Raw genomic sequence first — 15,159 nt, 5'->3', positions numbered from 1 at the left:
ATGAACAAGCAAAACACAAGCTTAACCTCTTGCGTTGTAGTCAAGAGGTTAAGCGAAACGTTTCCTTTTTGACGATGATGGAATATTTAATTCCCCGCGATATTTCGCAATTGCACGCCTAGAAACTTGGATATCTTGTTCGTCTAACATTTCTACGATTTTTTGATCGGAAAGTGGTTTTAATTTGTTTTCGTTGCTGACGAATTGCTGGATGAGGTTCTTGATGCTTTGGCTGGAGACATCGCCCGCGTCAGATTCTTCGGTTGCTTTCTTGGTGAGGCTGGATGAGAAGAAGTATTTCAGTTCGTAGACGCCGTGCGCTGTTTCCATGTACTTGCCGTTTACCGCGCGGCTTACTGTGGATTCGTGGACGTCGATTTCTTCGGCAATTTCTTTTAGCGTCAGCGGTTGCAAATGCTTGCCTTCGTGTAAAAAGAAGTCCTTCTGATGGCGTACAATCGCTTCACCCACGCGCCCAATCGTACTTTCTCGTTGTTCCAAGCCTTTTTTGAGCCAGTCGAATTCGCCGGCTTTGTCTTTCAAAAATGCTGCTACATCTTTTTCTTGCGTTGCCTGCATCATTTGAAAATAGGCTTCTTGAAATTGCATTCGTGGCAAAAATTGCTTGGCAACCGATACTTGTAATTCGTTGCCTACATGATGCAAAATCAAATCTGGCACGACATATTGTACCCGGTCTGATTCGAATTCTGCACCTGGTTTTGGATTTAGCGTCACGACGAAATCAGCAATATCTTGAATCGCAAGCACATTCATGCCTAGCCCATCCGCGATTCTTTTCCAACGTTTATTTGCAAAGTCTTCGAAGTAGTCGCGGATCACGTCGTAAGCATGAAGTGGTGCGTCTTCTTTCCGTTCAATTTGTAATAAAATGCATTCCTTCGCGTCTCTAGCACCAACACCAGCTGGTTCAAAGCCCTGCAAAACTTCTAGCATTTCCAGTACATCGCCTTCTGAGGCAAGGAGCGCCGAAGCAACGACATCCACATCCGTCTGCAAATAGCCATTGTCATCTAGGCTTTCAATTAAGAACAATAAAATCAGCTTCTGCTGACTGGTCATATCTAAAAACTGCATTTGCTCTTTCAAAGCATCGGCCAGCGTCATTGTTGTATCCGCGATTTGCTCCAACCAATCCGTGGCGTCCGTCCCTGTCGCATTATTATTTTTACGTATCGTTGTGTAATCAGGAGCCATGTCCACGCCTGGAACAATTTCAATGAGAGGATTCTCAAGCGCCTTCTCTTCTAGAAAAGCCGTCAAATCTTCCATATTAAACTGCAACATTGCGATGGATTGCGATAATTGTTGCGTCATCGCGAGCTTCATCGATTGCGTCTGCTGCTGCTTTTGGACAAAATTAGACTCTAATCTCATGGATTACTCCTCCTAGTTTTTACGTACTCGTCTCTTCTATTATAACACGACACCCCAAGTTCAAAAGACCCAAATTAAAGCACCTCTCCAAAATTCAGAGAAGTGCCCATTTTTATTTAGGTAAGTGATTAACAAAATTATCGTAGCAAAAACCTTTGATTTCTTGTTCTGTGAAGTGTTTTCGTAATTCGGTAATGAGTGTTGGGTATTTCGAGCAATCTTCCAAACCTTCTATATGATATGGAATGCCGTCGAAATCCGAGCCAAAACCGATGTTTTTCACGCCACCAAGGTCGCAAATATGTTTGATATGCGCAATCAAATCTTCTATATAAACAGTGTCTGCCGTCTCCTTCGTGAACAACGGATAAAAAACAAGGTGAATCATTGCATCTTTTTCAAGTAGCGCCTTGATTTGTTCGTCCGATAAATTGCGATGATGCGGGCAAATTGCCTTGGCGTTAGAATGGCTCGCAATCGGATAATCCGCTAGTTCCATCACGTCCCAAAACGCTTTCTCGCTTAAATGCGATACGTCGGTAAAAACTTTGCGGTCATTGAGTTTGGCAACAATCGCTTTTCCAAAGTCGGTCAAACCTGCTCCGCGTGATTCTTCGATGCCGTCTGCCGCTAAATTGGCGTTATTCCAAGTTAAGCCAACAGATAGTACGCCGTAATCGAGCATTTGGTCTAGCTTTCGTAAGTCTGTGCCGATTGGCTCTACGCTTTCCAATGTTAGGAATGCCGCGATTTTCTCTTCTGGAACGAGCGCGACGTCTGACCATTGGCGAAGTGGCTTGATTACGCCATTGCGATGCAGAATATGTTGTTTATAAATATTGACTTGTTCGATTGCTTTTTTCCATTTCTGTTCTACTGGTGTTGTTGGATCTAAAAAAATAGCGAAGGCCTGCATTTTCACGCCGCCGGCAATCATTTTTTCGAAGTTCACATCTAGTTCCTCGGAATCTTGAAATGTAACTTTCCCAACGCCTGCTTGTAACTTGTAAAGTGCGTCGCAGTGCATATCCACGATGTTCATCATTATGCCCACCTCCGTTTTTCAATATCTCCATTATATACTTTTTTTATGGGGATACAAGCCTTTTTTATTTATGCTCTTGATTATGTCCTTTGCCTGGCCAAAATGCCCATTTGCCGAATAGCATGGTGATGGCTGGAACGAGGAATGGGCGGACGATGAACGTGTCGAGTAGGACGCCGATTGCTGTGATGAGGCCGAATTGGACGAGCAGTTGGATTGGAAGCGTCGTTAGGACGGCGAATGTTCCTGCTAGTATGAGACCTGCGGATGTGATGACTCCACCGGTTTGGCCGACGCCTTCTGCGATTGCTTCGCGCAATGGAAGCTCGCGACTTTTCTTCCAAATGCTTGAGATCATGAAAATATTGTAGTCTTCGCCGAGTGCGACGATGAACACGAATGCGTAAATTGGTATGAGGCCTGCGATTGCTTCGGTGCCCATGATGTAGTGAATGATGACCCAGCCTAATCCGAGTGCGCTAAAGAAGGATAGCAGGACGGTTGCCACGAGATAGACCATCGCTGTAATGGAACGCAAGTATGCGAGTAGTAGCAAGGCGATGAGGCCGATGACAAGCGGGATGATTAATGCTTCGTCGTCTTTTGTTACAGCACGCGAATCGTATTGTGTCGCTGTTTGTCCGGCAATCCAGACATTGTTTTTGGACAAGCCTGCATCTGACATGGTAGTTTGCGCGGTGTCGCGGATATCTGGGATAAGGTCCATGGCGGCGTTGCTGTACGGATTGTCTGTAAGCTGGATGGTGTACATGGTATAATCCCGGTTTTTCGTGCTTGGAACGCCTACCGAGACGGTTTCGATGCCATCTGTTTTTTGCAGATTTTCACGCATCGCTGTTTTTTCGCCGTTTGTTTTGACGATGAGATTCATTGGTGCTAATTGCCCGGCGCCGAAGTGGTCGCTAATTAGTGTAAAACCTTCGCGCGACGGCATATCTTTTGGAAAAGTGGATAGTGTGTCATATGTGTATTTGACTTGTGTTGCGAACAAGGCACATCCGCCTAAAATGAGGAGCGTGATGACAAATGTCTTGATTGGATGGTGCGCTGAAATTTCACCAACACGGTGCCAAAATCGGTTTTCGCGGTGAATTTTGACCTTTTTGCCTTTTTTGGTGGCATGTTCTTTGGCCATAGCTTCGGTTCTTGGTACGAAAGGCCAGAATGAGATGCGCCCGAAGATGCCAAGTAATGCTGGCACTAGTGTTAAGGATGAAATCATCATGATTAAAATAGATAAACTAAACGGTACCGCAAAATTATGAATCGAACCGTATTTGGCGACAAGTAGGATGAGAAGTGCTGCCATCACGGTAAATCCGCTCAAAGCGATTGCCCCAGCAGTGTTTCCAAAAGCTTTTTTGAATGCGGTGTAGCGATTTTCGTCATGATGAAGTTGGCTTCGGAATCTGGCGATGAGGAATAAGCAGTAATCCGTCCCAGCACCAAACAGAAGTACGGTCATAATCGAGAGTCCTTGTGAACCGTATGTGATAATGCCTTCTTGACCGAGTAATCCTAGAATCGGCGTCACTGCGAGATACGCGAAACCGACTGCGATAAGTGGAATCAGCGCTAATATCGGCGAGCGATAAATAACTAATAAGAAGACCAAGACAAGTAATACCGTTCCAATGAGCAAGGATACATCCGCGTCACTGAACAGTTCTGTCGCATCCACACTAATCCCCGCAGGCCCTGTTGTCCGCGCTACCAATGTGTCTTTACTTGCCACATCTTGTTTAAACGGCTTGTCTGAAAAAGTCGCATTTGCCGTTTTTTCCAGCTCCGTAAAACTGTCTTTTAATTGATCAGAAGTTGCCGATGAATCCATTAATACCGTTTGAATAAATGTTGTCCCGTCCTCTGAGACTTGCTGTTTCAACACTGGAAGCGGCATTTTGTCATAAGGAACTGCTGTTTTTTGATGTTTTATCGGATTCTGTTCTAACTCCTTCGAAAATTGCTGAATCTGCGCTAAGTCAGCGTTCGTAAGTCCATTGCTACGATACCAAGTAATCAGAGCTGGCGTGCCTTCACCAGATGGAAACTGTTCATCCATCACTTTTTGCGCTACAACAGAAGGCTCCGATGCCGCAAGGTCTGGCGCCGCATCATCTTTATAATCCGCAGCTTTTGGTAAAAATAATTGTAAAGCAATAACTAGCAAAATCCAGATGGCCAGCGTTATAAACCGACCTTTCTTCCCGCCAACCGCATTGGCAATTTTACTGAAAATCGAGTTACTCATTTTCATTCCCCCCTAAAATTTTCGTTTATCACTCGATAAATATTTATTTAAAAAAAGAGACACTTGAATTATACCTCTTTTTTACAAATACCAAACATCATAAAATCGATTAACTCGTCTAGCCGATCCGACATAGAACCTTGGCGAAATGGGCTATCCGTAGCAAAAATCGGACTAATCGTTGACAAACAATAACGCGCCGCTGTTTCACTTGTAATACCATCTCGAAGCATTCCTTTATCCGAAATCGTTTTAAAAACACGATTAAACGGCTCTAAATACGTTGTCTGCCAGAGTTTGAACATGAGAAATTGATTTTCTGGGCTCAGTTCGTTCAGGATATCGTGAATCATCAATAAAATGTTCGTTGGATGGTTTTCGATAAGCATGGTCAGCATCGATTTTAGCTGTATTTGTGGTGAAGTATCTGCTTTTTCGATAGGTATCATGTCCGATTGGATTTCAATCGTCAACTGCCGAACAACCTCCACGTATAACGTTTCCTTATCTTTAAAATGGTGATATAGCGCGGGTTGCGTCATCTGGCACTTGGCCGCAATGTCCCGAGTAGAAACCGAACGATAGCCCTTCTCCATGAAAAGATCTCGAGCCGTTGTCAAAATTTTATTACGCGTAAAAATCAGTTCCTCCGCACGGGTCCTCTTCTTCATCGCTACCACCTCCAACACTCAATTCACCTCATTTTATCACGACTTTCTCCATACGTAAACTACCACTTCAACGTCTCCCGCAATGTTAAAACCGACCGCTCCTTTTGCTTCGCCTCAAACATAATATCCGCATCCCGACCAGCAAGCAAGCCCATTAAATACTGAAAATCAGTTTCGTGAATCAAATCATGATGCGACCGATCTGTTGGCCCAGTTTTTCCAGAACTAATATGCATTTTTGGCGTCGTTTTCCACGTTTTGAAGACATCCGTCACAATTTGCGTCACGTCCGCGTCCGGTTCATGATTACAAATATGATGATGAATATCAAAGCAAACCGTTGCGCCTGTTGCCTTGGCAATTCCCAGCACATCCATCGCCGTATATGTCTTGTCGTCATTTTCCAGCCGTAAAAGCCGCTGAATATCCTCTGATAAGCCGTTATACGCCTGAATAAAGCGCTCACTTGCTGATTTTTTGTCTCCATAAGCACCACCAATATGCAAAATCATGTCCGTGCCTCCGACTAAATCCAGAAGTTGCTGATGATACGTCAGCTCCGCAATCGCCTTCTCCACAACATCCTCGCGCGGCGAATTAATAATCGTGTATTGCCCTGGGTGCATCGACAACCGCATATCGTGAAGCTCCCGCAACCGACTAATTTCAGCAGTTAACGCCAAAATATCCGCATCCCGTTGCCACTCCCACGTCATAATCGGATGCGACGCAAAAGGAATCAGATCACTCGACATCCGGAAAAAGTAAATGTCATGCGCGATATCCCACTCTAGGACGCGAATGACTTCCGCTAAATTATGTACAGCAATCTCCTTGACCTTTCCAAGCCCTTGCTCCTCCACCGTTTTCAGCCGACACGATTTGAACTTCGATGGCATTGACATATTAATACATGCATAGCCTAATTTCATGACCTCACCTCTTTCGCAATTTATCATAGCAAAAAAGCAATCATCGCGCCAGATAAGTGGTTTTGGATGGTTGCTTTTAATTTTCTATTGGCAGCGATAGTTCTTCTGTGAACTTCCTGCTGCCATTTGTTCCATAAATAATTATTTTGATTGCCGTGTCCTTTTTTACATTTTGCTGGAACTCAGCGAATGGCATGTTTTCGTAGAGTTTGTTGTTTATTTCTGATACGTCGATTTTGTTTCCGTCGAAGAACGTGTCGATATGCGATATGTATAGATTTTGTTTCTCGCTTGGTTCGCCAACCCAACATAATTCTCCTGAATACATCTCATTGGCAGAGGTTCTTGATATGCGATACTCCGCTTTCCACTTATCATTACCACCCAACCACGCGTAGCCAGGATTTTCGAAGTTTATTTTATAGATGAGATAGGCAATGGCGGGTATTAGTATTATTGATGCTAGTATTAGAACTTTTTTGCTCATGCGTTCACCTCGTTTTGTTACATTGATTTTATAACAAAAATGAAAAAGGTACAAATGGTTTCGAGGAAGATTGAAAAACCCTCGCAATACTATGCAAAACAAAAAGTCGTTAAACCACTCGTAACCCTTGCCATACCAACAAGTTACCCACAGTTTAACGACTTCTTCATTTACTTATTTATGCCCTCGGAGGGAATCGAACCCCCATTTTAAGAACCGGAATCTCACGTGCTATCCTTTGCACCACGAGGGCGAGTTAATTGACACTCACAAACAATAATTATAGCGGAAAAAGCCCAATTATACAAGCTTTATCTTACAGGCAATTTTTGTGCGAGCCTTTCGTTTGACCTTGTTTGACCATTCGTGTAATATAGAAGCATCAAGTAGGCAACAAAAAGCTAAAGAGTTAGGCTTTTTTCAATGAAATTAGGTAAACAGGAGGCGTTTTAATTATGAATTTAATTCCAACAGTAATCGAGCAAACAAGTCGTGGGGAACGTGCTTATGACATTTATTCCCGCTTACTTAAGGACCGCATCATTATGTTAGGTAGTGCAATCGACGATAACGTAGCGAATTCTATCGTGTCGCAATTGTTATTCCTTGATGCGCAAGATCCAGAGAAAGATATTTTCCTTTACATCAATTCACCAGGTGGAAGTATTTCCGCGGGTATGGCGATTTACGACACAATGAACTTCGTGAAAGCGGACGTTCAAACGATTGCAATGGGTATGGCTGCTTCTATGGGATCATTCCTATTAACAGCTGGTGCAGAAGGCAAACGTTTTGCGCTTCCAAACGCAGAAATCATGATTCACCAACCACTTGGCGGTGCGCAAGGTCAAGCGACTGAAATCGAAATCGCTGCTCGCCACATTCTAAAAATTAAAGAACGCATGAACACAATTATGGCGGAACGCACTGGCCAACCTATTGAAGTCATTGCTCGTGACACAGATCGCGACAACTTCATGACGGCTGCCGAAGCGAAAGAATACGGCCTAATTGATGACATCGTAGTAAATAAAGCTGGCTTGAAATAAGCAACAAAACTCCCGTATCATCTCTGTACTTAAGAGACAATACGGGAGTTTTATTTATGCTTCACTTTCCTTACGCTGGCTAATCCGCTCTTTCAATTCCTTCACTTTACGCATAGAAACCAAACATTCCGCGCCATTCACCATCGTAATTGTCCGCGTTTTAAAATCAACTACTTTTATTCTATCCAGATTCACAATAAACGACTTATGCGTTCTGAAAAAATAGTCCTCATCAAACTGCTCATCCAAATCTTTCAAGCTACCATAAAATTCGAGTTGCCGTTCCTTCCCGTGCAACGTAACACGACGCGCATTTCCCGTTGTTTCCAAAAACAAAATGTCGTCATACAATTCATGCACCACTTTTTCACCAGAACGAAACGTAAAAAATTTCCCGACATCTTTGCGTTCCCGGCTCACTCTTTCTTCAACACTTTTCAAACAATCAAAAATCCGATTGCGCACTTTGTCGAAATCGTCCTTGATAATATAATCCATCGCTTCTACTTTGTACGTAAAAGTGAGGTAACTCAGTTCCGCATGTGTTGTGATAAAAACGATAAACCCTCTAGGATCGTATTCTCGAATTTGTTGCGCTAAAGATAAACCATCCAAATGCGCATGTTTCAAGTCTACATCTAAAAAGTAAAGTCCCATACCCTCGCCGCTCAATTGCACGTAGGATAATAGTTCTTCAGGATCACCTGTGGCCAAAGCAAGTTGCATGTCAAACTCTTCAATCATGATGTAGCTTTCGACATATTTCACAATTTCTGCTCTTTGGTTATCTTCATCCTCACAGATAAAAACCTCAATCATCTCCTCACCCTCTCCAAGTTAGCCGATTTCAAGTTCCTGCACGAACCCAAGTTGCGTTACTTTCGTGTCTAGAGATACATTCGGATATTTCTTCAACGTCTTTTTCAAAGTTGACAAACCAAGCCCGCGATTCTCACCCTTCGTCGAAAAACCTTCATCAAAGAACTGATGAACAGGCGGCGAATCCTCCGGTAAATTATTAGCAAAAACAAGTACAATCGCATCTTTTTTCTGAATAATTGCAACGCGAATTGTCGGATCTTCCGTTCCCATAACTGCCTCAATCGCGTTATCCAATAAAATTCCCACTGCGCGACACAAATCAATACTATCCATATTTATCTGGTCGATTTTCTTATAAACCTCCACCTGTGCATTCACACCAAGCTCCTGCGCCCGAATCAATTTCGTCGCAAACAAGCCCTTCAATTCAACTACTTCTAAGTTATGTAAAGTCGCCAGTTTCGAAATATTGACTTCCATATCCGAGTTCATCGGAATGACCTTCGTCCTAAAATAAACCCGCAACCCGTCCATATCTTCATTCGTGATAAACCCATTAATCCCCGATAAAATATTAACATAATCATGCCTAAAAACACGAACATCTTTCTGCAAAGCTTCCAGCGCACCAACATATTCCTGAAGTTGCCGCATTTGGAGAGCTTGCGCTTCGACTTTGGCACTTCTAACAGCATTCTTAACAATGATAGCTAAAACTATTATCATTACTAAAGCATAGGCAATAAAAACTATAGCATTCATTCTAATTATATTGTCTGGAAAATTTAATTTTGCCCCTTGCCAGATATACAAATAAAATAATAAAATTGTCGTAGCACTAACTACCAGTATCAACGATAAGTACTTACCTTGGAATATTGATTCTCTGTAGTTTCTATTCATTATAATATCAATAATTTTCAACAGTAAAGCTATACAACAAGTATAGAGAACTATTGTAAGCCAACCATAACTTGGAAACTTATGATTAATGAGTTCTCCGAAACCTAATGTCATATTGCTAGCTATTGCATCTGAGATGACCATACAAATAAATGTAACAAATATTGTAATTAGAGGTAGCCTTACTTTTTTGGTTTGTATAAAAAGGATAACTAGAACTACTAACATCATGTATATTACAGAAAGATACTGTAAACCTTTCGGTAACATATAAAAATATATTGGTATTGCAGTTAACATTAAAAATCCTATTACATACATCCTTAGCTTCCATGAAAAACTAATTCTACTAATTATTTGTATACCAATTACTAGCGCAACAATTTCAACTCCACCTAAAACTATCCCTTGTAAAATTTTCTCCATAATTCCTCCTATGTCGAATTTAGAGTATCTATTACTAAATTATAGTTCAAGATACTCTAATTGACAAATGAATGCATCATAAAGGCAAATTATTTTTTTAACAAACTTGTTGGGACTGTTGGTTCATAAGTGAACATGCCACAAGATTTGACAACCGATTTTTCCGCTAAATTACTCGCCTTTTTCTCTAATTGAGCCATAAATTTTTTATTAAGACTATTTTTATATGGTGTCTTTTTCATAATTATTGTACCCCCTCTTTAATAATTTGTACGTAACTGGATTAATAGTTGCTGACTGAATCAGTGCTCCCATTAAGACACAAATATGCATCCATGCCCAAGGTGCTAGAAACCCTAAAGCAAGTACTAAAATAGTGTCGAAAATCGATTTTCGCCTCAAAGTGTGTCTTTTTTGAGCGTTAAAAAGCGGCATATTTTCAGTATCCGAAGGTGCAAATATTGCAATATTCAGTAAAATTAAGCCACTTATAAGTACAATCATCCATTCCGACAATTGAACTTCTTTCACAAAATAAGGTAATATCACGAACATTACAACGCTTGTTATTGTGCAACCCAAACTCGTCTTCGCATGCAGACCAAACGAATGCCTACGAATCATCAAGTATGAAAGATGTACAACCAACGTCTGCCAAAGCATCCCGAGCAAGGCAGCGGCGAGGTATACGATGATACCTTTCGTCACGTTTACTAAAAATATTTCCACGCCATACTTTACAATAGCGAATCTATCTTCGTCGACTTCTCTATCGCGAAAAATCGTTTTGGTAATCTTTGTTGCCATATTGGGGACGGTCAAACTAAACATACCATTCGCCTCCCTATTCACCGAGTGCTAATTCCCAGACAGAGACTAGTGAAATTTCACTAACTCTGTCCGAATTAACAAACTCTGCAATTTCTACCCTATCATTCGGTATTTCATTCATATCTAATATTTTCTCTATGTTTCGCGTTACTACGCCATCTTGAGAAAGAAGACTAGTCTTCCCTCTCAGCGGCTTACAATAAAGTGCCTCATCCCGATAAGCAATCATATACAACTTGTCGCGGTTAAGTCCTACTAAGAAGCGATTATCACTAATGCCAACATGCTTTGTAATGCTGTCCAAAAAGTAGATGTAACCACGATATGTGATTAACATTTTATATTTTGGCTCGTTGTTGGAAATAGGAAAACCCTCCATATAGTGGTCTTGATTATTTATATAGTAGCGATCAAGCTCAGAAAATACCGCTAACATGAGACAATCCCATTTAGAATCTTCACTATTACGGTCCACCAAATTAATTTTAGCCAAGACGGGGCTAAAGAACTGCTGATCACGCATAATTTCCTTTTGGAAAAAGGAGCATGATTGTGTGCTAGCCAATCCTACTGGAATAAATGGTTTCATCATACCGTAATCTAGTCCTTTCAGTGTCTAATAGTGTGATTCTCTGGCTCATCTCCGTAAGCCTTACTTTCATAAACCAATTATACGATAGAAAAGCGGTTTCTGACGCAATCGTTCGTAAACGTCGCGTTTTTGTAAGTGAACGCAAAAAAACGCTATATTTTTAGTTATATTTATAACTTTAAAAGGTTTTTTGACATAAAAATAACCAAGAAAACTGCTTTATTTTCAGCTTCTTGGTTTGCTTTTATTCTAAATTTTTTCGCATTCTCGTGGAGAGGAGACATTTTTGTCCGTTGTTCATGTAAACGATACCTTTGGCTAGGTCAACTTCTTTGATGTGGTCTTTGTTTACGAGGAAAGAACGGTGGGTTCTGATGAAACGCTGGTCTAGTTTGGCTGCAATTTCTTTAATTTTACCGTAAAATTCGATTTTGCGTTTTTTGCTATGCAGGATGATTCGGTGAGCGCGCGATGATGTTTCGATAAACAATATATTTTCTAGTGGTTCATGTAGAATGCGATCGTCGGTTTTTATCGTTAAATATTTGCCTGGTTTATCGTTATTTTTGACGCGCTTGGTTACGCTTTGAATGCACTCGATAACGCGTCTTTGGATATTTTTGTAGTCGTCTTTGATGATGTAGTCCATTGCTTCGATTTTGTAGGTGAACGTTAAGTAGCTCATTTCTGAGTGCGATGTAATGAAAACAATGAATCCTCGGGGATCGTTTTTGCGAATTTCTTTTGCTAGTTCGAAACCGTTTATGGATTGTGTTTTTAAGGCCACATCGAGGAAATATAAGCCTGGTTCGTGTTTTTTCTGAATGGATTCGAGCAATTTGTCTGGGCTTTCTGTTTTTAGTTGGATGTGCATGTCTTTATGTTCGATTTTGATATAGTCTTCTATATAGGATGCAATTTCTTCTCGCTGCATCGTGTCATCTTCACAAATGTAAATTGGAATCATTCGCTCGACATCCTTTCTATCCCAGATGGTGTTAGATTAAGCTTGAGTTTCGTGTTTTGATGCTGGTTGATTAGTTCTGCAAGTTGGATTTCGATGGTTGTGCATTGCTCATCGGTCATTTGAAAATGGTCGGTGATTTCTAGGTGGAGGTCTATTCGTTTTTGTTTAGCTTTGGTAAATAGGGTGTTTAGTGTTGCTCGGAATGTTAGATTATTGATTTTTTGTAAGGTTGCTAGTTGGTTTTGATTGTTGGTTAAATTGGTTTTTAGTGGTGTGATTGTGTTTTTGAAATAGGTTTTTAATTGTAATGTATCGCCTTGTTCTATATAGCCGTGTAGACTTGATAAGATGTTGATGTAGTCGTGTTTGAATTGGCTCATGTCACTAGAGATAGTTTCTATTGAAGTAGTGTAGTCCGCCAATGCTTTGAGTTCTATTCTTTGTTTCATGACTTTATTTTGTTGTTTGCTAGTGTAATAGACGATAGAAAAAATCATCAAAATCGCTAGTATAAAAATGACAAATAAATATGCATTGGCAACAATAATATCATTTGAGAAATTATATGTAGCACCGATATAAATAAAAATGTAAATCGTAACTGCAGTAATAATTAGAAGCATTGCCAGTAAATAGCCACTTTGTTTAGACATATTTTTATAGATTTGACTTTGAAATGCTTTTTTAATTAAGTGAGATAATCCAAACACTAGAATGAATATCAAAAAACTGGATAGAAGTATGTAAAAAATATCCCCAACATAACGCGCATTACTCCCACCAAAAATGATTATAAATAGAAACTCAAAAATATAATTTCCTAAAACCATTAATAAGATAGGAATAATCGATATAGTAATAGCCTGTACCCACGTTTTCTTTTTCCATTTAAAAACCAGTGCCAGGACCCCAATGACTACGACTAAGGAGAAATATTGAACAGTTAATAGTAACGGGATTCCGATAAGCCATAACAAGATTGAAATATACAAGATTTCTCGCTTTGTCAGTACACGTTGTGCGATAACGTCAGAACATATCACGAAGATTGCAATCTGTAACGCCCCTGAAAAAATGAATAAAAGTAATGTCTGCATAGCTTCTCCTTATCTTTTAGTTGAATTTTTGTTTTAGCGGCTTCACCACTTCTTCAAAATAAGTTTCTAATAACTCCTGATCTCCTTGCTCAATATAACCATGCAAACTCGCCAAAATATTAATGTAATCATGACGGAACATATTCATATTTGCATACATTTCTTCTAACCGAACAGTGTAATCGCGAAGCTGAGCCATCTCCATTTCGCGCTTTTTCATGTTTTCCCGTTCTTGTCCAATTTTATTGATAATCAAAAAGACGATACAGATAATTAGAAAGAATGTGATGAATAAAATGGGGTAAACCGTTAATAATTGTTCTGGGAAACCTAACACATTTTCTGCAGAAATAAGTAAATAGGTAATCATACTTGTCATCAGCATTAAGATAACTACCACGAATCCATTACGAGTTAGGACATCAGCAGTACTTTGTCTGTACAAAATCCTATGAATGACTAACCCAAGTAAGTAAGCACACATGAAGAATGGCAACAAAAAAACTAGTATTGTTAACGTTACGCCAAGAATACTACTATCATAATCACTTGCATACACTCCAAATGCCTTTCCGACACCCCAACTCAATATATAATCCACTACAACAGCCAATAAAAATGACAACATCGGGGCTACTAATGAGATTACCCAACCCGCTTTTCGCCACTTCATAAAAACAAATAGGACTCCTACTGTGTAAATAATCGTAAAATATTGCATGGAATTAAGAAACAATGTTCCTCCTATTGTCATAAATAAGGTCGCTATAGCAATATCTCTTTTTCGAAGAACTTTATTCGCTATTATATTCGCCACAATTGCCATACCTAAAAGTTGCAGGGTTCCCGCGACAATCAGCATTACTATAGAATATGTCATTCTTCTCCCTCCGCAGCCTCAAAAGTGTTCTTCAAAGGCGCAATTGTTTCCTTGAAGTAACTTTCCAAAATAGTCTTGTCCCCTTGCGCAATATAGCCTTGCAAACTCGCCAAAATATTGATGTAATCATGACGGAACATATTCATGCTAGCATACAAACTTTCCATTCGCGTTGTATATTCTTCTAGTTGCGCTAATTCAAGTTGTTGTTTCTGAATTTCTAATTGTTTTTGGCTTATCTTCGTTATGATTATAAAAGTTAGAGCGATTGCCAGTATAAACGTTGCGAAGATTAGTGTGTATATAGAAGTAATGGCCTTAGGGAAATTATACAACGAGCCTGCATAAATAAACATATAGAATATTATAGTAGTCAATATTAGTAAAGCCAATATAAAATAGTCGTTTTCGATTTTTGGTAACACGCTCTTTAAGGCAAAACTTGATAAAATCATTAGTACCGCCAAACATACTATAAAAAAGAAGTTATTTTCTATCTTAATAATATAGTCACTCATTATCATCACTAATTGGCCCAGTACTGGAGCTGTTATCGCCATAAACCAGCTCACTTTTTTGATTTTCAATACAATAGTTAATAAGCCAAGTACAAACAGAAGAGAAAAATATTGAATATGTGCGAGTAGTATAGTTCCGAAAACAGATAAAATAATACTTACTGCAACTAGTTCTAATTTAGTTAAAATATTTCTTGTCATTATATTTACACTCAAAACTAATAAAAGCAACTGACTTACAGCTATTCCGATAAACTCAATCAAACAAT

16 protein-coding genes and 1 tRNA gene are annotated in these 15,159 nt (G+C 39.9%); 1 reads left to right on the top strand and 16 read right to left on the bottom strand.

Annotation, left to right across the window (positions count from 1 at the left end):
* Positions 1-48: 48 nt before the first annotated feature.
* The 7 genes from rpoN to EP57_RS13400 all read right to left on the bottom strand — a co-directional run bounded on the left by rpoN (position 49) and on the right by EP57_RS13400 (position 7,058).
* Positions 49-1,398: an RNA polymerase factor sigma-54 gene (rpoN, locus tag EP57_RS13430; protein ID WP_036087485.1), complete on the bottom strand. Its 1,350-nt coding sequence runs from the start codon at positions 1,396-1,398 to the stop codon at positions 49-51.
* A gap of 112 nt (positions 1,399-1,510) precedes the next feature.
* Positions 1,511-2,440 carry a dipeptidase gene (locus EP57_RS13425; RefSeq protein ID WP_036087578.1) on the bottom strand — a complete coding sequence of 310 codons (930 nt, stop codon included), beginning with the start codon at positions 2,438-2,440 and terminating at the stop codon, positions 1,511-1,513.
* Positions 2,441-2,507: 67 nt separating this feature from the next.
* Entirely contained in the window at positions 2,508-4,715 is a 2,208-nt protein-coding gene (locus tag EP57_RS13420) for an MMPL family transporter (protein ID WP_036087483.1), read from the bottom strand.
* Positions 4,716-4,783: 68 nt separating this feature from the next.
* A complete protein-coding gene (locus tag EP57_RS13415) occupies positions 4,784-5,386 on the bottom strand; it encodes a TetR/AcrR family transcriptional regulator (RefSeq protein ID WP_036087481.1) in 603 nt (200 codons plus the stop codon).
* Positions 5,387-5,445: 59 nt separating this feature from the next.
* Positions 5,446-6,318, bottom strand: coding sequence for a UV DNA damage repair endonuclease UvsE (uvsE, locus tag EP57_RS13410; protein WP_036087479.1), 873 nt, complete (start codon positions 6,316-6,318; stop codon positions 5,446-5,448).
* Positions 6,319-6,394: 76 nt separating this feature from the next.
* On the bottom strand, positions 6,395-6,805 hold the full coding sequence (locus EP57_RS13405; RefSeq protein ID WP_036087477.1) for a DUF4944 domain-containing protein: 411 nt from the start codon (positions 6,803-6,805) through the stop codon (positions 6,395-6,397).
* A gap of 181 nt (positions 6,806-6,986) precedes the next feature.
* Positions 6,987-7,058 (bottom strand) — tRNA-Arg (locus EP57_RS13400).
* Positions 7,059-7,260: 202 nt separating this feature from the next.
* Here EP57_RS13400 and clpP point away from each other — a divergent pair.
* Positions 7,261-7,854 carry an ATP-dependent Clp endopeptidase proteolytic subunit ClpP gene (gene clpP / locus EP57_RS13395; protein ID WP_036087474.1) on the top strand — a complete coding sequence of 198 codons (594 nt, stop codon included), beginning with the start codon at positions 7,261-7,263 and terminating at the stop codon, positions 7,852-7,854.
* A gap of 54 nt (positions 7,855-7,908) precedes the next feature.
* Here clpP and EP57_RS13390 read toward each other — a convergent pair whose 3' ends face one another.
* The 9 genes from EP57_RS13390 to EP57_RS13355 form a co-directional block, all read right to left on the bottom strand.
* Positions 7,909-8,673, bottom strand: coding sequence for a LytR/AlgR family response regulator transcription factor (locus tag EP57_RS13390; RefSeq protein ID WP_036087471.1), 765 nt, complete (start codon positions 8,671-8,673; stop codon positions 7,909-7,911).
* 18 nt (positions 8,674-8,691) lie between these two features.
* On the bottom strand, positions 8,692-9,330 hold the full coding sequence (locus EP57_RS17015; RefSeq protein ID WP_159106436.1) for a sensor histidine kinase: 639 nt from the start codon (positions 9,328-9,330) through the stop codon (positions 8,692-8,694).
* 764 nt (positions 9,331-10,094) lie between these two features.
* Positions 10,095-10,247 (bottom strand): AgrD family cyclic lactone autoinducer peptide, encoded by a 153-nt coding sequence (locus EP57_RS16720; RefSeq protein ID WP_077916871.1) that lies wholly within the window; start codon positions 10,245-10,247, stop codon positions 10,095-10,097.
* Complete coding sequence (locus tag EP57_RS13380) at positions 10,228-10,836, bottom strand: accessory gene regulator B family protein (RefSeq protein WP_052167699.1); 609 nt, start codon at positions 10,834-10,836, stop codon at positions 10,228-10,230. Before EP57_RS13380 ends, EP57_RS16720 begins: the two co-directional genes overlap by 20 nt.
* 13 nt (positions 10,837-10,849) lie before the next feature.
* Positions 10,850-11,428 (bottom strand): hypothetical protein, encoded by a 579-nt coding sequence (locus tag EP57_RS13375; protein ID WP_036087467.1) that lies wholly within the window; start codon positions 11,426-11,428, stop codon positions 10,850-10,852.
* A gap of 244 nt (positions 11,429-11,672) precedes the next feature.
* Positions 11,673-12,395 carry a LytR/AlgR family response regulator transcription factor gene (locus EP57_RS13370; protein WP_036087464.1) on the bottom strand — a complete coding sequence of 241 codons (723 nt, stop codon included), beginning with the start codon at positions 12,393-12,395 and terminating at the stop codon, positions 11,673-11,675.
* On the bottom strand, positions 12,392-13,492 hold the full coding sequence (locus EP57_RS13365; protein WP_036087461.1) for a sensor histidine kinase: 1,101 nt from the start codon (positions 13,490-13,492) through the stop codon (positions 12,392-12,394). The genes EP57_RS13370 and EP57_RS13365 overlap by 4 nt, the downstream gene beginning before the upstream one ends.
* A 16-nt stretch (positions 13,493-13,508) precedes the next feature.
* Entirely contained in the window at positions 13,509-14,165 is a 657-nt protein-coding gene (locus tag EP57_RS13360) for a Spo0B domain-containing protein (protein WP_143812840.1), read from the bottom strand.
* 203 nt (positions 14,166-14,368) lie between these two features.
* The gene (locus EP57_RS13355; protein WP_036087456.1) at positions 14,369-15,154 is read right to left on the bottom strand and encodes a sensor histidine kinase; all 786 of its coding nucleotides are present in this window, start codon (positions 15,152-15,154) and stop codon (positions 14,369-14,371) included.
* Positions 15,155-15,159 lie beyond the last annotated feature (5 nt).

Source organism: Listeria booriae (genome assembly GCF_000766865.1).
GTDB lineage: Bacteria > Bacillota > Bacilli > Lactobacillales > Listeriaceae > Listeria_A > Listeria_A booriae.
This window is presented reverse-complemented; position numbering and strand designations above follow the sequence as displayed.